This is a genomic window from Chitinophaga sp. (assembly GCF_019236475.1).
In the GTDB taxonomy this organism is placed as follows: domain Bacteria; phylum Bacteroidota; class Bacteroidia; order Chitinophagales; family Chitinophagaceae; genus Chitinophaga.
In genome coordinates this window covers 374,877-396,610 of sequence record NZ_JAFAIX010000009.1, presented here as the reverse complement: position 1 = coordinate 396,610, position 21,734 = coordinate 374,877, and the positions used below count along the sequence as shown (strand labels likewise).

19 protein-coding genes and 2 tRNA genes are annotated in these 21,734 nt (G+C 45.0%); 9 read left to right on the top strand and 12 right to left on the bottom strand.

What is annotated here, in order from left to right:
- Positions 1-66: 66 nt before the first annotated feature.
- The 5 genes from JO154_RS12910 to sppA all read right to left on the bottom strand — a co-directional run bounded on the left by JO154_RS12910 (position 67) and on the right by sppA (position 4,747).
- Positions 67-561 (bottom strand): DUF2911 domain-containing protein, encoded by a 495-nt coding sequence (locus JO154_RS12910; RefSeq protein WP_291946051.1) that lies wholly within the window; start codon positions 559-561, stop codon positions 67-69.
- Positions 562-667: 106 nt separating this feature from the next.
- A complete protein-coding gene (locus JO154_RS12905) occupies positions 668-1,201 on the bottom strand; it encodes an SRPBCC family protein (RefSeq protein ID WP_291946049.1) in 534 nt (177 codons plus the stop codon).
- Between the two features lie 6 nt (positions 1,202-1,207).
- Positions 1,208-1,741, bottom strand: a complete 534-nt coding sequence (locus JO154_RS12900; protein ID WP_291946047.1) for an SRPBCC family protein — start codon at positions 1,739-1,741, stop codon at positions 1,208-1,210.
- Between the two features lie 40 nt (positions 1,742-1,781).
- A complete protein-coding gene (locus JO154_RS12895) occupies positions 1,782-2,888 on the bottom strand; it encodes an ABC transporter permease (RefSeq protein ID WP_291946045.1) in 1,107 nt (368 codons plus the stop codon).
- 104 nt (positions 2,889-2,992) lie between these two features.
- Positions 2,993-4,747 (bottom strand): signal peptide peptidase SppA, encoded by a 1,755-nt coding sequence (sppA, locus tag JO154_RS12890; protein WP_291946043.1) that lies wholly within the window; start codon positions 4,745-4,747, stop codon positions 2,993-2,995.
- A gap of 84 nt (positions 4,748-4,831) precedes the next feature.
- On the opposite strand from sppA, the gene folK reads away from it, so the two are divergent.
- From folK to JO154_RS12870, 4 genes are all read left to right on the top strand, one after another.
- Positions 4,832-5,311: a 2-amino-4-hydroxy-6-hydroxymethyldihydropteridine diphosphokinase gene (gene folK, locus JO154_RS12885; RefSeq protein ID WP_291946041.1), complete on the top strand. Its 480-nt coding sequence runs from the start codon at positions 4,832-4,834 to the stop codon at positions 5,309-5,311.
- Positions 5,312-5,321: 10 nt separating this feature from the next.
- A complete protein-coding gene (locus tag JO154_RS12880; RefSeq protein WP_291946039.1) occupies positions 5,322-5,951 on the top strand; it encodes a deoxynucleoside kinase in 630 nt (209 codons plus the stop codon).
- 171 nt (positions 5,952-6,122) lie between these two features.
- The gene (locus JO154_RS12875; protein ID WP_291946037.1) at positions 6,123-7,097 is read left to right on the top strand and encodes a DUF898 family protein; all 975 of its coding nucleotides are present in this window, start codon (positions 6,123-6,125) and stop codon (positions 7,095-7,097) included.
- Between the two features lie 5 nt (positions 7,098-7,102).
- The gene (locus JO154_RS12870) at positions 7,103-8,179 is read left to right on the top strand and encodes a M48 family metallopeptidase (RefSeq protein ID WP_291946035.1); all 1,077 of its coding nucleotides are present in this window, start codon (positions 7,103-7,105) and stop codon (positions 8,177-8,179) included.
- Between the two features lie 49 nt (positions 8,180-8,228).
- Here the strand turns inward: JO154_RS12870 and JO154_RS12865 are convergent, their stop codons facing one another.
- Entirely contained in the window at positions 8,229-9,464 is a 1,236-nt protein-coding gene (locus tag JO154_RS12865) for an NAD(P)/FAD-dependent oxidoreductase (protein ID WP_291946033.1), read from the bottom strand.
- A gap of 123 nt (positions 9,465-9,587) precedes the next feature.
- Between JO154_RS12865 and JO154_RS12860 the strand changes: the two genes are divergently transcribed.
- Entirely contained in the window at positions 9,588-12,005 is a 2,418-nt protein-coding gene (locus JO154_RS12860) for an MG2 domain-containing protein (protein ID WP_291946031.1), read from the top strand.
- A 132-nt stretch (positions 12,006-12,137) separates the two neighbouring features.
- Here the strand turns inward: JO154_RS12860 and JO154_RS12855 are convergent, their stop codons facing one another.
- The 4 genes from JO154_RS12855 to aspA are packed head-to-tail and all read right to left on the bottom strand — an operon-like array spanning position 12,138 to position 17,278.
- Complete coding sequence (locus tag JO154_RS12855) at positions 12,138-13,298, bottom strand: porin (protein WP_291946029.1); 1,161 nt, start codon at positions 13,296-13,298, stop codon at positions 12,138-12,140.
- Positions 13,299-13,330: 32 nt separating this feature from the next.
- Positions 13,331-14,671 (bottom strand): anaerobic C4-dicarboxylate transporter, encoded by a 1,341-nt coding sequence (locus JO154_RS12850; protein ID WP_291946027.1) that lies wholly within the window; start codon positions 14,669-14,671, stop codon positions 13,331-13,333.
- A gap of 43 nt (positions 14,672-14,714) precedes the next feature.
- Positions 14,715-15,857 (bottom strand): type II asparaginase, encoded by a 1,143-nt coding sequence (locus tag JO154_RS12845; RefSeq protein WP_291946025.1) that lies wholly within the window; start codon positions 15,855-15,857, stop codon positions 14,715-14,717.
- Positions 15,858-15,874: 17 nt separating this feature from the next.
- Positions 15,875-17,278, bottom strand: coding sequence for an aspartate ammonia-lyase (gene aspA, locus JO154_RS12840; RefSeq protein ID WP_291946023.1), 1,404 nt, complete (start codon positions 17,276-17,278; stop codon positions 15,875-15,877).
- A 138-nt stretch (positions 17,279-17,416) separates the two neighbouring features.
- On the opposite strand from aspA, the gene JO154_RS12835 reads away from it, so the two are divergent.
- Positions 17,417-18,520 carry a lipase family protein gene (locus JO154_RS12835; protein ID WP_291946021.1) on the top strand — a complete coding sequence of 368 codons (1,104 nt, stop codon included), beginning with the start codon at positions 17,417-17,419 and terminating at the stop codon, positions 18,518-18,520.
- Here the strand turns inward: JO154_RS12835 and JO154_RS12830 are convergent.
- On the bottom strand, positions 18,517-19,062 hold the full coding sequence (locus tag JO154_RS12830) for a hypothetical protein (RefSeq protein ID WP_291946019.1): 546 nt from the start codon (positions 19,060-19,062) through the stop codon (positions 18,517-18,519). The two genes, JO154_RS12835 and JO154_RS12830, sit on opposite strands and share 4 nt — an antisense overlap.
- Before the next feature lie 105 nt (positions 19,063-19,167).
- Positions 19,168-20,373 carry a hypothetical protein gene (locus JO154_RS12825; protein WP_291946017.1) on the bottom strand — a complete coding sequence of 402 codons (1,206 nt, stop codon included), beginning with the start codon at positions 20,371-20,373 and terminating at the stop codon, positions 19,168-19,170.
- Positions 20,374-20,773: 400 nt separating this feature from the next.
- Here JO154_RS12825 and JO154_RS12820 point away from each other — a divergent pair.
- From JO154_RS12820 to JO154_RS12810, 3 genes are all read left to right on the top strand, one after another.
- Positions 20,774-20,850: transfer RNA gene (locus tag JO154_RS12820), tRNA-His, on the top strand.
- 11 nt (positions 20,851-20,861) lie between these two features.
- Positions 20,862-20,940 (top strand) — tRNA-His (locus JO154_RS12815).
- Between the two features lie 75 nt (positions 20,941-21,015).
- Complete coding sequence (locus tag JO154_RS12810) at positions 21,016-21,567, top strand: hypothetical protein (protein ID WP_291946015.1); 552 nt, start codon at positions 21,016-21,018, stop codon at positions 21,565-21,567.
- Positions 21,568-21,734: the final 167 nt, after the last annotated feature.

Genomic DNA, 21,734 nt, shown 5'->3' with positions numbered 1-21,734 from the left:
AAGATAAAAGCCCTGAATTTACGTCTGCGACGTAAATTCAGGGCTTTTGATTAATTCTAATTGCAATTATTTCACTGGTACAGATACCTTGGTATCATCCCACTCAAACACCACCGCATTACCTGGTAAGGTGAAAGTCAGTTTCTCTACAGGTGTTTTCAAAGCTTCACGTGGTACTTTCACTTCTACAACGTTCTGGTCTTTTACCTTATCATAATCATAAGCGCCCCACTGACCCAGTTTGGCGTTCAGGATAACAGTCCAGGTTTTAGTATCCGGAATAGAAAACAGGGTATAAGTACCTTTTTTCACTGCTTTGCCGCCAAAAGTGACGTCTTTGTCGAAAGTAATTTCAGTAGCTTCATCAGCACCGGTACGCCATACTTTGCCGAATGGTTCCAGTTTACCGAAGATTTCGCGGCCTTTTTTAGAAGGCTGGCCATAAACTACTTTTATATCTTTACCTTCAGCGGTGACATGAGGGCTTTTTCTTTCTTTTTGCTGACCGAATGCTATTGCAGTTGTTGCAACAAAGAAAGTTGCCATAATGAATTGTTTCATCTTGATTTGAGTTATTGGTTAGAATAAGAGGATGTATCAATTTAGAACTTAATATGAACTCCTGATTGTTAATCTGGACCAATGGCAAAATAACTCCATCAAATACCTACTGCTTCCCTTCACAGATCCGGCTAAGCTTAGTCAAACCTTGATCCATAGTGGGTCCAAATACCTTATCTGCCATAAAACCACGTAATTTCCACCAAGGCAACATACCCAGGTGTGTTTGCATATGCCAGAAAATAGCAGTGCCCTTACCATCGGCGGTAGGTTTCAATTCTATCCCGGCATCTACAGGACGCATATTTTTGATATCCATGGAATAGTGAATCCCTTTCTGAGGATCGCTATCTATGATAATAACTTTTCCGCTGCTTATCTGGCCCTCCCAGCTATACCAGGCACCTGTACCAATGGTAGTTTGGGAAAAGGTGAGGGTAGCCGTAGAATCGGGCTTAAACCAGGGATTCCAAGGCTCCCATGCTTTCAGATCCCCTATATGGGCATATATAGTATCAATAGGGGCATGGATAACGCCTGTACGCTCCACCACTGCGGTGGTAGGCAGTAACAGGGAACCCAGGAATATCAGACCGCCAAATACGACTACGCTGATAATTCCCAATTTAATAAATCTCATATCTGTCTATTGTTTTGCTACTAATTTGGAGAGGTTTTGGAGTCCTTTATCAAAATCATTACCCACCCATTTGTCCATCATAAGACCCATCAGCTTACGTACTGGATGCTGCCCCATATTGGCCACCATGCCCCAGGTAACAAGCGTGCCACCCATAGATGGCTCAAAACGGAAATAACCTTTGGCAATTCCCATACTCATGAAATCTGTTTCGGTAGCAATGTACTGGTCTTCCCTGGAAATGGTGATCACCATACTGCCCTTACCTACATTGCGACTCTTGCTTTCCCAGCTATATCCAGCGCCGGCGCCACTATCCTTTTCACCATAAGTGATTTTCATCTCAGGATCTAGCTCCTTCCATGGAGACCATAACTCCCAATTCTTTAAAATGTTCACATAAGGAAAAATAGTGCCGGCAGTGCCTGGAATCAACAAAGAGCGCTCTACCTTGACGGTCGGAGACAGTACAAGACTAAAGATAAACAGCCCAAGGATCAGTACGATCAATGCTCCCAGGATAATGAAAAAGGCTTGCATTAGAAGGGTTTTATTTAAGCAAATCTAATAAAAGCTTGCCTTACTCCCATCTGAATACTTTAACGGCTACAACATATACGATCACCCCCCAGATAGCCAGCACGCCAATATCCAACCCTACATGCCAAAGGTGCTTACCTTCATAAGCCACCTGGCGAAGCGCATCGGCCAGATAAGTGAGTGGCATCAGTCGGCAGATGGGTTGTAACCAAGCAGGGAATGAATCAATTGGAAAGAAGGTACCTGCCAGCAAGAATTGTGGCATGGTGATAATATTGGCAAATAAAGGAATAGTACTTTCATTCTTAGCGATCCCACTCACAATGAACCCAAATCCAAGAAATACAATCAGGCCAAATGCAGATAAGGCCAGCATTTCCAGGAAGGTAACAAATCCATTGACAAGGGTGAACCCAAAGGCAAAATGTCCCAGTGCAATGATCACAACAGAACTAATCAACTGAAAGATCGTTCTGCTGAAAGATTCCGCCAGTACAATGTTCATGCGGGTTATAGGCGTCGCAAAGAATCGCTTTAATACTAATGTTTGTCTTAAGCCAAAGAAGAGGAAAGCAGTGGTAAATACAGCTCCACTCATGAGGGCAAAACCCAACTGGCCTGGCAGAATAAAGTCGATCGTCTTATAAATACGACCAGGCACAACTTCCGGTACGATGGTGGCTACTGAAGGGCGAGGAAATGCCTGGCTATCCAGGTGCCCAGTAACATCTTTCAAGGCTGCCAACAGGATACCTCTTTTATTGGCATCCGTAGCGGTGGAGGTTTTGACATGAATCCGGTACTGGTTAACTGAATCAGCGTTGGGCTGATACTCAATATTCATAATAGCCACCAGGTTCCCTTTCTTCAGGTTTTCCGCCATTTCCGCCTCACTCTCGTCTGTAATCAGCTTCAGGGTCTTATTGGCAGAAAGCTTTCTAAAATACTCGGTATTGATGTCGGTATGGCGATCTACGCCCACTTTAACAGAAACGGTACTATTTCCGATAAATCCAAATACGAGGATAAATACCAGCGGAAAGGCCAAACTGAACACCACGGAAGAAGGACTTCTGAAAGTAGCCCTCAAACTACCCTTGGTAATGGCCATCATTGCTCTCCACTGACTGTACTTAGCTCCATTCATCTGATCTGCGTTTTAAAAAATCGCGTAAAACTACATAAAAAGAATTGGGAATTACGCATCAATTATCAGCGTAATTCCCAATTATATACCGAAGTCGGTTAATATCAATAAATTTTATATTCGAAAGGCATACGTGTTTGTATCTGACCATGCATTTCTTTCACTTGTTTCACCTGCTGCCAAACGTCATAAGATTCGCCCAGTTCTTTTTTCACCATCCGGGTGCTAACATTGTCGCTCACGGACTTCAGGACGCTGCTGATAGAAGGTTTCACTTCTGGATATTCTGCCAGTCGATAGTTGCTGAGTTTGGCCATTTTAGCAGCAGATGCCAGCGCATCTTCAATACCGCCAATACGATCTACCAGTCCCAGTTTAACCGCCTGCACACCACTCCAAACGTGCCCCTGTGCAATACTGTCAACAATCACTGAGTTCAGCTTTCTGCCAGCAATTACCCTTCCTTTAAAGGTGGAGTAAGTACTATCTACGCTGTTCTGGATCAGTTTTTTCTCGGCATCGTTCATAGGACGGCCCATAGAGCCCAGATCGGCATATTGCGCGGTCTTAACCCCATCGAAAGTTACGCCCAGCTTATTTTTGAAGAAGTCCTGCATATTGAACATAATCCCGAATACGCCGATAGAACCGGTCAGGGTATTAGGTTCTGCGAAGATACTGTCGGCCATACAGGAGATATAATATCCGCCAGATGCAGCATAATCTCCCATAGAAACGATAATGGGTTTGGATTTACGGGCCAGGGTCAGTTCTCTCCAGATTACTTCAGAGGCCAGTGCGCTTCCTCCGCCGGAATTGATGCGGAATACAATGGCTTTTACATTCTTATCTTCTCTTGCTTTGCGAATATCACGGATGTAATTGTCGCTCGCAATGGTATTATCTCTTTCAGACTCTCCGCTCACAATATCTCCCTGTGCATAGATCAAGGCAATTTTATTATCGCTGCTACCATTGCTGATATTAGCGGCACTATTGTACTTAGCGAGGGTGACATAATTGATTTTGTCGTCTCCTTTGATATTCAGGCGGCCCTTTAATTCAGCCTGCACTTCATCATCATATTTCAAACCGTCTACCAGTTTGTATTTCATGGCATCGCCAGGCTCCTGGATCAGGGCTTCATTGGCATATTGATGTAAGGAGGCGGTATCCAGTTTACGACTGGCAGCAATACCAGAGAGGAAGTTGCCGTACAGCTCACCCAGGAACTGAGTGGTCTGGGCTTTGTTCGCATCTGTCATCTGGGTTTCGCGCAGTGGCTCTGTAGCACTTTTGAATTTACCACAGTAGAATATTTCAGGTTTGATTTCCAGTCTGTCTAAGGTTCCTTTCAAGAACATGATTTGGCTGGAGAATCCATTGAAATCAATGCCGCCTCTAGGGTTGAGGTAAACTTTATCTGCCGCTGTCGCGAGATAATAGTCCTGCTGACCCATGACTTCCCCATACGCATATACGAATTTGCCGGATTGGCGAAATTTCTTCAGGGCGGTGCGGATCTCTTCATTGGTAGCAAATCCGTTCTTGTTGCCGTTTACTTTCAGGTAAATACCTTTAATGTTATCATCATCCGCTGCATTTTCGATCAGGCGAACGGTCTGATATAGGCCAGGGACATTGGTGACACCATCGCCCAGGAAAGCTGCCAGGGGGTTAACCAATTCTTGTTCCATGTAAGTTTGACTAGTTTCAAGAACCAGTACACTATTGGGGGACAATGTTACTTTTTCTGGAGCAATAGCTCTGCCGATCATCACCAATAGGATAATGAATCCTATCCCGGTGAATACGATCAGCGCCAGAAAAGCGGCGAAAAATACTTTGAAGAAACGCATGTTAAAGAGTTAAATGAAACAGAATGGAAAGATACATTTTTTCAAAAATACGGAATATAGCTACTTTTGGGGCTCGAAATATACATGAATACAGCAATATTACTTATAGGTGGCAATTTGGGAGATCCCAAACTTAACCTGGAAAAAGCCGTTCAACTGATCGGAGAAATAGCCGGCCAGGTGACAAAGAAATCTGCCCTGTACCAAACAGCGCCATGGGGTGTAGTAGATCAGCCGGATTATATTAACCAGGGCCTGGAAGTCCAAACGGAAATGGATGCTCCTACCCTGCTCCAATGCCTGCTAGAGATTGAACGCATCATTGGCAGGGTACGCCAGGAGAAATGGGGCTCCCGGGTGATCGATATAGACATGATATTCTTTAATGCAGATGTCATCTCCCTACCAGAACTAAAAATCCCACATCCGCGCATGCAACTGCGCAACTTTGTGCTTACACCATTGGAAGAAATCATTCCGGAATTCAAACACCCGGTGCTGCACCAAACTGTCAGCCAACTGCTGGCCGCTTCCCCGGACAAACTGCCGGCTTACAAACTCTAAACGAAGATTCATGCGCTATAATTTTATTACAATAGAAGGTAACATCGGTGCCGGCAAAACCACACTGGCCAATATGTTGGCCAAACACTTTTCTTCCAAACTAATCCTGGAAGAATTTGCCGACAATCCGTTCCTACCGCTGTTTTACAAAAGTCCCCAACAATACGCCTTCCCGCTGGAACTGTTCTTTATGGCCGAACGCTATAAACAACTGAAAGATATGCTCCAGTCGCAAGACCTCTTCAGCGATGTCATCATCTCTGACTACTTGTTTATCAAAAGCCTGCTCTTCGCAAAAATCAATCTGCCAGAAGAAGAATATTCTCTTTACCAGAAATTGTTTGATATCATCAATCCACAACTGGTACAGCCGGATCTGCTCATCTACTTGAATGCGCCTGTCAATCAGTTGCAGCAAAATATCAAACGTCGGAACCGTTCCTACGAACAGTCCATTCCAGATACTTACCTCCTGAATGTGCATGATATGTACATGCAGTACATCAAACAACACCCAGTACGCACCCTGATGGTAGATACCACAAAAATGGATTTCCTCCGTAATCCGGACGATTTCAACAAACTCATTAAAGCATTGGATGAAGAGTATGAACCAGGTATCAACTACCTGAAACTCTAATACTTAGATGGGCCTGCAAATCAACATTGCAGGCCCTACTAGATAACCGTTACATAAATATAACACACCCCAAACCAACGCCCCTGCTGCTATACAACAAAGCGCTTTCTTTATATTGCCTTTTTATTCTACATTTAGCACTCATCTATATTCACACATATTCCTATCACTATGCAACAACAGTACGTACCGCCTCCTCCAAGGCCTGCGGTAAACAAACCTACACTGCGTTTTAAAGGCACTGGTGCTACCTTTTTTGGTATCCTTATTCTGAACATGCTACTGTCGGTAGTTACCCTGGGATTGTATTATCCATGGGCCAGAGCCAAAACTTTACAATTCCTGTACTCCTCCACTGAACTGGAAGGTTCCCGTTTTTCCTGGAATGGTACTGGTAAGGAAATGTTTATTGGCTTTCTGAAAGTCATGGGTATCTTCCTGGCTGTGGGAGCTATCATTGGCATCACCGCCTGGTTAAAAGTGCCTTTCATTGGTATTTTAGTATACCTGGCAGTAATCATTATAATATTTCCGCTGGCCATTCATGGCGCTAACCGCTATCACTGGTCCAGAACTACCTGGAGAGGCATCCGTTTCGGCTATCGCGGCAACAGAAACGAATTGATAAAACTCTTCATCAAGGAAATGTTACTGACCATCATCACCATAGGTATTTATGGTTCTTGGATGGTGATCAATATTCGTAATTATGTTATTTCCAATGTCCGGATGGGTAGCGGAGAATTTAAATACGAAGGCGATGGCTGGGACTTTTTCATCATGAATATCAAAGGCTATCTCCTGACAATCGTTACCCTAGGCATCTATGCCTTCTGGTGGCAAGCGGATATCTTCCGTTATTATATCGATCACCTACGTTTGACGCATAATGGTAAAGAGTTCAATTTCCGCTCTACTGCTTCTGGTGGCGCTTTTGCGGGCTTACTGATTGTAAATGCGCTGCTGTTCTTTTTCACCTTAGGTCTCGGTTATGCTTGGGTACAAACCCGTACCATTTCCTTCCTGATGGAGAATGTGGATATTGAAGGCGACCTCGTATTGGATGAACTGGAACAAACAGAAGAAGAGTATAAAAATGCGATGGGCGAAGATTTCGCGGATGCATTTGATCTGAACATTATCTAATAACGATGTTTACAGGACTGTTTTACAATCACCAAGTGGCCAAGGCGATTCCTGTCAACATTCAGGTATTGCCGGAAGGACTATTACTGCGTATAGCCGCAGCGGATGGCAACGGTCGTCCGATACACTGGCTGTATACAGCGCTGGAAGCCGAATTGGTAGACCGCAACTTCATTCGCATTACAGATACAGGCGATAACCCTGGCACCCTGGAAGTGAACAACGCGGACTTTGTAAAACTTTTCCTACAATTTCATAAGCCGTCACCTACCACCCGTCTCCATCAACTGGTGCAGCGTGGCGGCCTTAAATGGAGCCTGGGCATCATGCTTATCCTCATAGCACTGGCACTCCTAGGCAATTTTATACTGCTTCCCTGGTGGGCAGATATCGCAGCCGAAAAACTCCCCCATTCCATCGATAAACAACTCGGCGAAATGGCTCGCAGCAATATGAACGAGCCGGTGGATACTGCTGCCAGTCGCTTGCTGACGGCATTCGCCGCACAAATGCAATGGGATACAGAGGATACCCTCACATTCACAGTGGTATCCAAAGACATCAAAAATGCTTATGCCCTTCCCGACGGTTATATTGTGGTGTACACTGGTTTACTCAAAAAACTAAAAACCCCGGAACAACTGGCCGCTTTGTTATCCCATGAGGTAGCCCATGTTAGTTGTCGGCACTCCGTGAGGACCCTTTGCCGTAATATGAGCAGTATGCTAATCGTTAATCTCCTGTTCAGCGGCGGTGGTACTGCCGTCAATCAGTTATATGCCAACGCAGCATCGCTCAATAATCTGCGCTATTCTCGTCAAAATGAAGCTGAGGCAGATATAGTAGGCCTGGCTACCTTGCGTCACAACCATGTGAATCAAGAGGGAATGCTATCCCTTATGCAAACATTGCAAAAACTCGATCCTCAAAACCAAAACTTGGAATTTATCAGTACGCATCCTTTAACGGATAGCCGTGTACGTTATATAAAAAAGGAAATCGCCGCAAATCAGGCGACTTTCACCCTGCAACCGACCATGGATACTATCTTTCAACAGTTAAAAAATAGAGCAATGAAGTGATGTCTGCGACGTCACTTCATTGCTCTATTTTTTTCTTTAGGGAGACAACTTACCCTTTGCCTGCAATAGTTTTAGCGGCAATAAAACCGCTGGTCCATGCATGTTGGAAGTTAAACCCGCCTGTAATACCATCCACGTCCATCACTTCACCTGCGAAAAATAATCCAGGGGCCAACCTACTCTCCATCGTGTTGGGATCTATTTCACTAAGCTGTATTCCGCCACAGGTCACGAATTCCTCTTTAAAAGTAGTCTTACCTTTCACTGGAAATTCCATACTCACTAGTAGCTTCATGAGCCGGTTCTGGTCTTTTGCAGCCACGTCTGCCCATCTCAAATCCTCGCCAATACCCGCCTGTTGTAGCAGGAATTGCCACAATCTTTGCGGCAACTGAAACGGATTACGAGTATGTATTTTCTGTTTGCCTAATTCCTGTCGGAGAGACTGCCAGTCTTCCCGCAAACTATTCTCATTATAGCTCGGTAGCCAGTTTACCACTGCGGTAAAGGTATACTGCATAGCCTGCAATTCTCTGGCGCCCCATGCAGATAAACGCAGGATAGCCGGACCACTCATACCCCAATGGGTAATCAACAGCGGCCCCTGTTGTTGTAATTTGGTACCAGCAATTTTCACAGATGCCTCCGAAGCCACGCCCATCAAGGCCGTGATAGGATTGCCTGGCATGTTGAATGTAAAGAGACTCGGTGCTGGCGGTACAATACTATGCCCTGTTGTTTCCAACCAATGGAATTTCCCTGCCTGGGCATAGCCCCCAGCCGCTATACATACATAGTCTGCCACGATGGGATTGCCCTGATTCAATAAAAGCTTCCAACGCCCATCAGGCTGCCGGTCCAACGATAAGACTTCCGTATTAGTTTTGATATTAACGAGACACTTGTCCGCCTCCCGGAGCAGGCAATCTATAATTGTCTGCGAATCATCTGTCACCGGGAACATACGCCCATCGGCTTCTGCCTTCAGTTGCACACCTCTATCGCCATACCAACTGATCGTATCCGGCACAAAAAAATGTCCGAATGCTTTCTTTACAAAATTTCCTCCTCGCGGATAACGTTTAGACATATACGTTATATCCGGCGCATTATGAGTGACATTACATCTCCCGCCCCCACTCACTTTCACCTTAGAGAGCAGCTTGCCCGTTTTCTCCAGCAACCATACTTCTAGGTCTGGATTCATCCGCGCTGCATTCACGGCACAAAAAAATCCGGCTGCTCCGCCTCCGGCCACTACCAGTCGTTTATGTTTGGAACTCATTAATTCTTGTTAATTTTTCAGTATTTCGCGCAATAATAACTTTAATCTTTTGAAGATTGCTATTTTTAAGGCCCCTATAGGACAATTAATAGTAATTAGTAATTTGTAGATAAATTAATAACCATGAAATGGAAACTTCCACTGGCGCTGCTGACAGGAATTGTATCTGCAGTGGCTTTTCTGCCACCGCCCGACTGGTCGGATAGAATTGTTAAGGCACTGGAGCAGTTCAGTCACCGCTACCCGCAGGAGAAAGTCTATCTCCATATGGATAAAGACTACTATGCGGCTGGAGAAACCATCTGGTTCAGGGCATATATCACCCTGCAAGGACTTCCTTCTGTTAATGCCACAAACCTGTACGTAGAACTACTGGACAAGGATAACAATATTATTCAGAAGAAATTATTCGCAGGTGGTGGCGGTATGTCGCCCGGAGAATTCGAACTGCCAGAAACCCAAAAGCCAGGACAGTACCAGATTCGTGCCTATACTGCTTGGATGAATAACTTCGACCCGGCTTTCTTCTTCACCAAAACAATAGAAATCTTTGATCCCGCGAAGAAAGGCGGACTTGCTGCGGATTCCCTCGCACAGGACTTTTCCGTACAGTTCTTCGCCGAAGGTGGCAACCTCATTGCCGGCCAACCTGGCGTAGTGGCCTATAAAGCCATTGACCAGAATGGTTACCCTATCGAAGTAACCGGAACTGTCAAAAACAGTAAAGGAGCAGCCGTAGGTAATATCAAATCTGTTCACGATGGTATGGGTACCATCGAATTCACCCCGGATGGTGCAGAAACCTATCAGGCCACTGTAAAGAGCGCGAAAGGACAAACGAAAACCGTTTCCCTCCCAGCTCCGCAGGCCAAAGGTGTAACCCTGAAAGTCTATAACAAAGGTGCCAGGATCTTCTACCAGGCAGTAGCCGGCCCTAACAACGATACCAGTATGAACGAACTGCTGATCCTCGCACAGATGAATCAGCAGATGGTTTATAAAGCTAACCTGGATGTAACAGATGGTCGCATTAGCGGTTTCATCCCTACAAACAGTATTCCTTCTGGCATTTTGCAGCTTACCCTCTTTACGAAGAGCGGCTTGCCAATCTCTCAACGACTGGTATTCATCCACAAAAATGACCAGGTACAAATGGACGTACTGGAATCTGATATGCACCGCGAGCCACGTACCAAAAACTCTTTGGTATTAAGACTCCCAGACACCATCAGCACTAGTATCTCTGTTGCCATTACAGATGCAGAAGCGGTGCCGGTAGAAACAAAAAATGCCAACAACATCGTTTCCAACCTGCTGCTGACTTCCGATATCAAAGGATTTGTTTATAATCCAGCTTGGTACTTCCGGAACGATTCTACGGCAACCTTGCAGGCCCTTGACATGGTGATGCTCACCAATGGCTGGACGCGTTTCAGTTGGGAGAAAATCCTGAGCAATGATTATCCGCAGATAAAATTCCCTTACGAACAAGGGCTATCTATGGATGGTAAAGCTACCGCCGGTACCGGCCGCCCTCTCACCAATGGTCGGATTGATATGATCATCAAAGTACCTGCAGATAGTTCCAGCATGTTCGCACAGGCGCCAGTAGACGATAAAGGAGAGTTCCATATCTCCGGAATGATCTTCCCTGATACTGCCTACATTTACTACCAGGGCAATGATAATATCAAAAAGTCCAAAGATGTAAGCGTGAAGTTTACCAATCACTTCTTTGAGAAGCCATCTCTCATTAAACTTCCTTTCCCACTGCGCGTGCCACCATCAGTTGATAATACTGCACTGAAGGCATTCCTCGCCAATGCGGCGGAAAGCAATAAAGTTAACAGAGCGATCAACAATAAAATGGTTTATCTGAAAGAAGTAAATGTAAATGCTAAAAAAGATAAACCTGCTGAGACTACCGAGAAAAGATATGTATCTGGCTTGTTTGCTGGGGGAGACGGCATGACCTTCGACCTGACAAATGAAACACCCATCGCCATGAACATCTTCCAGTATCTGCAGTCCAAAGTAGCCGGCCTCCAGATCACTGGGGATATCAATAATCCTTCACTGAGCTGGCGCGGTGGCGCACCTGGTTTATACCTCAACGAAATGCAGACAGATATCTCTATGCTGGCTTCTTTGCCGGTTACAGATATCGCTATGGTGAAAGTGATCCGTCCGCCGTTTATGGGCATGGGCGGCGCTAACGGCGCCATCGCTGTATATACGAAAAAAGGCGGCGACAGCAAACCTGTCAACGATCCTAGTGTTCGTGGATTTGAGCTCTATAAGAAAGCAGGTTACAGCGTAGTGAAACAATTCTATTCTCCCGATTACAGCGTGAAAAAAGAAGTACATGCACTGCCTGATAAACGCCTCACACTCTACTGGAACCCGAACGTAACAATCGATACACTCACCCATACTGCCAAAGTGGAATTCTATAACAACGATTTCACTAAGAAATTCAGACTGGTAGTAGAAGGTATGGCCGAAGATGGTACCGTAGGTCACCTGGAACAAGAATTATAGTTCTCGCAAAGAACACAAAGAAATAGATGCAAAGCCGCAATAAATTTAAAATTGATAGCGGCAAAACGCTCCTACTGCTTGTCGTCCCTGCCCAGAGGGCAGGGGCGACAAGCAGTAGATTTCAGCGGGCGATTATAATACCGTTAATGGTGTAACAATACCTACAGAAAACCGAAAATTAGTATTATCGGATTTCCCGAAGGCCGCCTTAGCATAGTCTGTATACCTATACACTCTTCCTACCATATTGGCATATACCTTCAGGTTAACGGCTTTCAGGGGATATACCTCCACACCGGGAACATATCCCCATGCAGTGCGTAGTTTCTTGTTGGCATTGGGGTCTGGATTGCCGTCCCAATAAGCAAAATCCACCATGCCCTGAAAGGCCAGGTGTACAATACGACTCATCTTCACATCTGCGCTTATCCAATGGCTCATATACTTTATGCCCTCCTTTGCATGACCATTGTTAACAATATTTGTTACGATCAGCTTACGGTCCAGGTTTTCAAGGCTCAACTTAAAATCATACTGGAAGCGGACGTTCTTTAGCTGCAACTGGTTTCCGAATGCGAAGTAAGTCATGAACTGATGCGTCGCTTCCTTGAAGAGACTAGAGGACCAAATAGTCTGGAATTTTCCATCCCAGAAATTCCCGCGCCAGTTGACTACAGCCGCAAATGGGAATTTGGATTCGTAGATGCCGGGAATGGTATCGTATAACTCTGTGAAGGTCCTGGTTCTGCTGTTCATCAATTGTACCGTAAATTCATTGTGTTTGTCGGGCAGGTATCCCATACCAGCCCCCGAGAGAAAGTTATCCGCAAACTCAATGATATCTGAATACTCATAAATATCAATTGGGTTAGCGTCGAACTCGTACCCTCCCCAATCTGCCGACATTTTACCGGCATATATCTTCCAGTGTTCATTTGGATCAAAGCGCAGATACGCCATATCAGTGGATCTGCTGAGGTTATCAACAGACTGGGTAACCGGATTAGTGGTATAACGGTCACGGAATCGGAAATACAGCTTATTCGTTACTTTTCCTTTTATCTCCAGGCGAAACTGCTCATTCACAAACCTGGACCCCGTATAAGCGTTATTTACAAAATCATTTCGCTCCGTAAAACGCATATTGGCAATCAGATCAATATTGTCCAGCAGAAATGTTTTGGGAAGTGAAATCAGGGGTTTGTAAGTAGTGTCGGGGTGTTCCTGCTGCTGTGATTTCGCGGTGAATACGCACAGCAATAGTACACACGATAGCCAGTAACGTGTACACATGGTAGTTAGATTAAGGTTTACTTAATATGGCGCTACAGCAATATACCCGCGAAAAAGAAGCCTGCGGCCACGGCTACGCCTACCGCAACGAGGCCGGGTATCATAAAGCTGTGATTTACCAGGAATTTTCCAATATGTGTACTGCCAGTACGGTCAAAGTTAATTGCCGCCAACAGTGTGGGATATCCGGGAAGTACGAAGTCGCCATTTGCACCATGGAACATCGCCACCAAGTGCGGCGGAACAATGCCCAAAGAGAGCCCCAAAGGCATCAGTGCCTGTGTAGTGGCAGCCTGACTGAAAAGTAAAATACTTAATAGGAAAATGGCGATAGCAAATGTCCATGGGGCAGACCTTACCATGTTGCCTAATGCGGCTTCTATCAGTCCTTGATTGGTTTGCATAAAGGTAGCGCTCATCCACACCACCCCGAAAATAGATATCACCGCAGAAGCACCGGCAGTAAAGAGACTAGCCTTCGCCACAGCAGCAGTGGAGGTTTTACAAATCAACATAATAGCCGCCGCTGCGCCCAGCATGATCAGCTCAATCATAGCCGCCATCTTGATATTGCCCAGTTTATTAATGGCCAAGTTAGGATGCCCAGGCTCAAAGGAAGGCAGCAAATTAGGGAAGGCTCCTACTAGCACAATCATCAACACCGCCAATCCAAAAATAACCACAGATGTTTTGGCGCCAGGCAATAAGGGCGCCCTTTCTGTAGAGGTATCCGAGTCTATACTTTGTGCAAATTCCGGATCTTTCATTTTTTCTAGGAAGACAGGATCTTTATCCAGGTCTTTCCCCTTCTTCCAACACACAGCTACGCCTGCGAGGATGCCTACTAATGCCGCCGGGATACTCACCATGACCACCTTTGGTAAGGTAACGGCACCACCGAGAATCCCTACCAACGCCGCTGTGGCAGCAGAGATAGGACTAGCGGTAACCGCCAGGTGAGAAGCAATCACCGAGATACTGAGGGCTCTTTCTGGGCGTATTCTTTTTTTGGTAGACACTTCTGCAATGATCGGCAGCAGTGAATAAGTGATATGGGCAGTACCTGCAAATACAGAAAATACGAAAGTGGTGAGCGGCCCAATCAGCACTATTAAGGAAGGTTTACTTCGCAATACTTTCTCTGCGAGGCGCACGAGGAAATCCATGCCCCCAGCCGCTTGTAAAGTGGCGGCGGTGGTCACTACGGATAAGATAATCAGCATCACATCAATCGGTGGATCCGCTGGTTGCATGCGGAAAACAAAAACGAAAATTAATAGGGCCACCATACCCATCACACCCAAACCAATGCCCTTCATACGCGCACCAATCAAAATAGCCACCAACAGGATAGCAAACTGAATCCAGATCATAACTGTCAAGTATATACGGTAAAATTAGATACGGAACGACGGACTAGTATTCAAAGAAATAATCCTGTATCTGCGCGGAATTCGAAGTTTTCAACAGGGCCAACTGCAGCAATACGCGCGCTTTTTCAGGGTTCAGGTCATCAGACACAATAGTGCCCAGCGCTTTATCGTCTGTTTCACCATTCAGCGTAACACGGCCACTCACCGCTCTGGAAGCTCTTACCACTACGATTCCTTTGGCAGTAGCCTCTTTCACCTTCTTCTCTACAGTAGGATAAATATTACCATTTCCTACGCCTGCAATGATAATGCCCTTGGTGCCATTATTTATCAGGCAATCCATTAACGTGGGATCAGGATTGGAATATCCATATAGGATATCCACCTTCGGTAATTCATTGACATGCATTACATCAAACACAGATTGCGTGGTATGTTTACGCAACGCGGAATGATACCAGGATACTTTTCCGTCATAAATATAACCTAAAGGACCGGTATTGGGGGCTTTAAAAGTAGCGGTGCTGGTAGTGCTCATTTTGGTCACTTCCCTACCGGAGTAAATTTCTTCATTCATGGCTACGAGCACACCTCTACCAACAGCAGATTTATTGGAAGCTATTACAACAGCATCATAGAGATTTTTGGGACCATCGGCGGAAATGGCGGTGGCAGAGCGCATCGCGCCTACCATTACCACTGGCTTATTGGATTTAACGGTGAGGTCCAAGAAAAATGCCGTTTCTCCCTGTGTATCGGTACCATGCGTGATAACGATACCATCTACATCGCCCCGCTCCAACAACTGATTGACCCGCTTGGCCAACTTCAGCCATACACTGTCGGTCATCGCTTGACTACCCACGGAAGCTACCTGCTCTCCTTCCAGGTTAGCCACTTTCCTGGCTTCCGGAACTGCATTCAGTAAATCTTCAATAGGCAACTTTCCGGCTGTATAACCGGCGCTGACACTGGATGTGCCGGCGCCGGCAATAGTACCTCCGGTAGCTAAAATTACAATATTTGGCAAGTTCTTATTACGTGCGGGTGTTGTAGCGGTAGCCGTCGTCTGCGTTGTTTCTGCCCGTTGTTTCCTTTTCTTTTGTGCCTGCAATGCTAATGGCTGCAACTGCACCGCAGTGCAGACTAACAGTAAGCCATAAACGAAAATAGAAGAACGTAACATACTTAAACGGGGTTTGGTTATTTGATAAATTGAGGCCTGATCAGGTTATCGAAAGTGAATATCTCATCCCATTTTTCTTGGGAGATATATTGTTTCTCTTTCACCGCAATATCATGAACGGATTTACCTGTTTCCAGGGCCTCACGGGCAATACCAGCGGATTTTTCATAACCGATAACCGGGTTCAGTTGCGTAACAATACCAATACTGTTCATCACCATCTGACGGGTATGTTCTGCATTGGCAGTAATACCTACCACGCATTTTTCCCTCAGCGTACGACATGCATTGGACATATAAGAGATAGAAGTAAACAGTGCGAAAGACAGTACCGGTTCCATCACGTTCAACTGCAACTGTCCTGCTTCTGCAGCCAGCGTAACTGTAAGGTCAGCGCCAATTACATAATAAGCAGTTTGGTTCACTACTTCTGGAATCACCGGATTTACCTTACCTGGCATGATAGAAGATCCAGGCTGCATAGGGGGCAGATTGATTTCATTGAAACCTGTACGCGGACCAGAAGATAATAATCTTAAGTCGTTACAGATTTTGGATACTTTAACGGCAGTACGTTTCAGCACACCGGATAATTGTACATAAGCGCCGGCATCGTAGGTAGCCTCGATCAAATCCGCTGCCAGAGAGAGATCCAAGCCAGTTACTTCACGCAGGTATTTTGTTACCAGGTCAGAATAACCTTTAGGTGCATTCACGCCTGTACCAATGGCTGTAGCGCCCATGTTGATTTCAGAAATCAAACGCTTACTGTCTTCTACCCTTGGTGATTCCTCTCCGAGGTTAGTAGCAAAAGCTTTGAATTCATCGCCCAAGCTCATAGGAACAGCATCCTGCAGTTGGGTACGTCCCATTTTCAACACGTTACGGAACTCCTCGCCTTTGGAGGCAAACGCGTCTGCCAATAATGCTAATTCTTCTTTATAACCAGTCAGTTTATTCATCAACGCAATACGAAATGCCGTAGGATATGCGTCGTTAGTGGATTGTGAGCAGTTTACATGGTTGTTGGGATGGCAGAACTGATACTCTCCTTTCTTATGTCCCATCATTTCCAATGCCACATTGGCGATCACCTCGTTGGCATTCATGTTCACGGAAGTACCCGCGCCACCTTGAATCAGGTCGCTCAGAAACTGATCATTGAACTCCCCGCTGATAACACGGTCGCTCGCCTTAATAATATATTCAGCAATATTTTTGTCCAGTACACCCAAGTCGCGATTGGCCATGGCTGCAGCTTTCTTTACATACCCCAGCGACTGTACGAATAAAGGTTCCACCTTCAAGGGAATACCAGTGATATGAAAGTTTTCAAGGGCTCTCATGGTTTGGATACCATAGTAAACATCCTGCGGGATTTCCATTTCACCAAGGAAATCATGTTCGATTCTCTTTGACATATCGTTTAAAGATTTAAAACAGGAAGGTAAATGCTTTTACAACAATACAATGGAAGAAATTGTTTGAGAGATCTGAACGAAACAGCGATTATTTAATTTATCTTCAACGAACAAACCCGATATTTTTAGTAGAATTCTATGCTATACCGTATTTCCGTTATATGTTTTCTGATTTTTGCTTTCACCGCAAAACAGTCAAGCGCCCAACATCTACGCCCTTATTTCAATGCTGCCGAATATGAGCAGATGCTGGCCATTATTGACCGCTCTGGCGATTCTCCATGGCCAAAAGCGATTACGCCTTATCCGGAAAACTGTAGGATGGTATATCGCTCTCCAGAAGTGGGAATGAAGAACAGATGGGATCTGTGGCTCCGCAATGATGATGTAGCCATTGTACACATTCGCGGTACTAACGGTACTACTGAATCCTGGATGGAAAACTTTTATGCCGGTATGATCCCCGCCACTGGGCATTTTCAACTGAACGACAGTATCCGTTTTGATTATAAACTTTCCGCAGACCCACAGGCGTATGTCCACGCAGGATGGATGATCGGATTGGCATCATTAGGCCCTGATATTGCGGAGAAGATAAAAGACTACTATCGGAAAGGGATACACGAATTCATTATCATGGGACATAGCCAAGGTGGCGTGATCGCATTTCTGGTGCGCTCTTACCTCGCTTACAGGGAGGATATTCCAAAAGATATTGTCTTCAAAACGATTAGCAGTGGCGCACCGAAGCCTGGCAATCTCAACTATGCATACGACTACGATTATATTACCCGCAATGGCTGGGGATTAAGGGTGGTGAATGCGAGAGACTGGGTACCAGAAACACCTTTCTCGGTACAGACCACCCGCGATTTCACTGCAGTGAATCCGTTTGTGAATATTAAGTCGGCCTTAAGAGAACAGAAATGGGCCGCCAGGATGGCGTTGAGTTACATGTACGGTCGCCTCGATAGGCCAGGGAAGCGCACCAGCAGGCGTATGCAACGGGTGTTGGGGAAGATGCTATCCAAAAGAGTCGGAAAAGTAATACCAGGATACCAGCCGCCAACCTTTGTGCAGAGCCACAATTATGCGACTGCCGGTATCCCGGTAATATTATATCCGGTGAACGGATATGATGAAAAAATTCCTTTCGATGGGAAAAATATATTCACACATCATATGATGAAACCTTATCTGTGGCTCACGCAACAGATATACTGCAATACAGTAAATCCTTAATCGCTGCTACCGCCTTTCTCTCCTACAAACCAATGTTCCTTATCACGGAATAATACATTGAACGTAGTCAGGGAACCATAGATACGCGTGATATATTGCTGGAGATTGATTTTATCTTCATCAGACAACACTTTGTGGCTGTTGATATTTTGTTCCAATACACGCAGGCGATCCCGCAACATCACGATTTTGTGAAAGAAGGTATCAATAGGCAGCTCTTTGGCTTTCAGGGAGCTGTCGCCTGGCTGTAAGACCAGCGTACCATTTTTCCATCTGTCGCCCAACGGTACTACTTCCGAGGTTCCTCCCCAAAGGCGTAGGATTTTCAATAGCGACATTTCCACTTCTGATAAGGTTTCCACTTCGGTGGTTACATTTTCCGCTACCAGCGCTTCAAACAGCGGATCTGTTTTATCAATCAGTTTAATCCCATGATCCATGAAGGTAACCTGATATTGGGCGTATCTGAGGCCAATGATGACGCCGGGTCCATAGTGTGCATGCTGTACTCTGCTGCCGATTCCCAGGGTTAGTTCTTCCATGAGTTAGTTTTTTGTCAAACATAAAAAAGTTTTGCGGCTCAAATCAAAATAAAAAAATAACCCCGGCGTAGGCCGGGGTTATCATAAAAAAAGTTTTGCACGCAATTACTCTTTTACCTTATTCAGGAAGTAAGATAATTTGAACAAGAGTTCATCTGACAGGCCAGCACGGAGTTTGGCCTCATCATCTGTGATACCTAAACGGCGTAAACGCTGATAGTACACATAGGAACCGCCAATGAGCTCCAAACATTCCTGGATTTTGTGTTTCACTTCTTCTTCCTTCGCACGTTTTTCAAATTCTTTCTTGGTGAGGATCTTATCTACAAAGTAGAAATTATCTTTATCCTCTACCCACTTATTTCCTTCTCTGTGCTGAGGTTTATAGACTTCCAGGTAACAGTTGTCCAGTTTAAGTACGGTACCAAATTCCGCTTTAATATCGATGACCATTGGTTTTTCCGGTGTCGGATTTGCCAATCGTTTCTTGATATGATTGCTGATTTCTACGCCCAGGTCTTCACTACTCATGAGGATCTGATTCAATTCAGAGAACTCCAGACTAATAGTGATACGATTATAGTTGCGGCCATTTTTGATCTTACCAAAGAGACTGGGAGATGTATTTTCATCGAAAATGATATCTTCCACCTGTACTTTGGTGATGGTACGATAATTAGGTTTATACCCTTCTTCTACCGGCGTAGGTCTTTTATTGACCAGTCTGCTGGTTTCCTGGCGACGGCTGTGTTGAATATAATCATCTACAAATCGGAGTCCGTGTTTCTTCATCCGGGCATACAGTTCATTGCTGGTATAATTATTCATTTTGCTGAGCAGGCTCAGGTCGTTCCAGCCATCGAAATGCTGCATTTGCTTCAGTTCATCCAAAATATCAGTAGCAGGAATATTGCGGCGATAAAATAATTCACCTATGAGGAAGATGGCATATTCATGCGCCGGGTAGCCTAATTCCGGGAGAACATCATAAGGACTTCTTTTTTGTTCACGAGCGCCCTCCAGGAGATCAATGTCCGACACAACGGGGGACAAGAGGTATTTCCTGGCAGCAGATCTCAGCTTACGACTAACATAATCCAGCAACTGCTCGTTCACCGGGCTGTGGTGTACGAAGTCGTGCAGAATCTGCACAAATCGCCGGGATGTAGGCAATCCGAACTGCGACAGAATATCATTTTCCATATCCTGCACGTCGTCATTACTGTCCACCTCGTTTCCAGGTTTAACCTTACGGTCCAACTGCTGATAACGCTGATAGTACTCCTGTAGTTTCAGTTTAAGCTGATCCATAATATATATATAATTAAAAATTAAACGTCTCGGTTAACTGCTGCGCACAAACGATTACGCAGGGGTATTCTGCATACCTACTTAGAAATCAACTAATTGATTTTCAGTAGTTTATAATAAACGGGAATGAAATGGGAAAGTTCGCAAAGATACACAGAAAATTACGATTTTTGAACTGGAAAATGATAGAGAAAACGTTTGAAATCGTCAATATTTTAGCGAGCTGAAAACATCTTCTTGGAAGACAATCCAAATCTGATTTTATTTTAATTCGTAAGTCTTTGAAAAAAAATTTTAACATCTATTTGGAATTTCAGATTACTTTCTCTTATCTTTGCACTCCCAACAACGGAAATAGGCACTCACATAAGGTGAAAAGCCCCGTCGGAAAGGATAAATGGTGGTTGTAGCTCAGTTGGTTAGAGCATCAGATTGTGGTTCTGAGGGTCGAGGGTTCGAAACCCTTCAATCACCCCACTTATTAAAACGGTGGATGTAGCTCAGTTGGTTAGAGCATCAGATTGTGGTTCTGAGGGTCGAGGGTTCGAAACCCTTCATTCACCCCCACACTTAAAAAGGCTTCCTCTTGGAAGCCTTTTTCTTTTATATCTTTACCACTCTACTTAAACAGACAGTCGCTTCATGTTATATACTTTACCATTCATCGCTGCCATCGCCGGTTGGTTGATTAATACAGTAGCCGTTCAAATCCTGCTCCGCCAATTGCCCAAACGCAGAGAACAACTTGCCACAGAACTTGGCACCCTCGCAGGTAAACAATTCTCCTTCGCCCTCATCCGCCAGAAACTCACCGACCCAGAAAAAATTAAAAATATTATCCCTGTTGTAGAAGAACACCTGGACGGCTTTCTCCGCGAGCGTCTCCCGAAAGCAATGCCCGTACTCTCCATGTTCATCGGCGACAGCACCGTTAACCAGATTAAATCTCACCTGGTAACAGAACTGGATGCCCTCTTCCCGAAAATGATCGGACAATACCTCGATAACGTGGAAAATGACATGAACCTGGAAAAAATTGTGAGCGATAAAATCCGCCATACAACGGATGAACAAATGTCCAACGCCGTACAAAAATTCCTGGGTAAAGAACTGAAAGCCTTCAAATTATTGGGCGCTATTTCCGGCGCTGTGATAGGCATCATCTGCCTGATCATTGCAATGATAGCGGCTTAATTCCGATGGCTTCGTGTCTCCCTAAATCATACCTGCGGCAACCACGCCGCAGGAAGAACCATTGTTGTATGTTAACTGCTGTTAACCGCCTCCCATTGTTAACTACTGTTAAGACCTTCTGACTCCGCTTTTCCCCGATTTCCCCTTAAAAATTCCGTTCATCACAA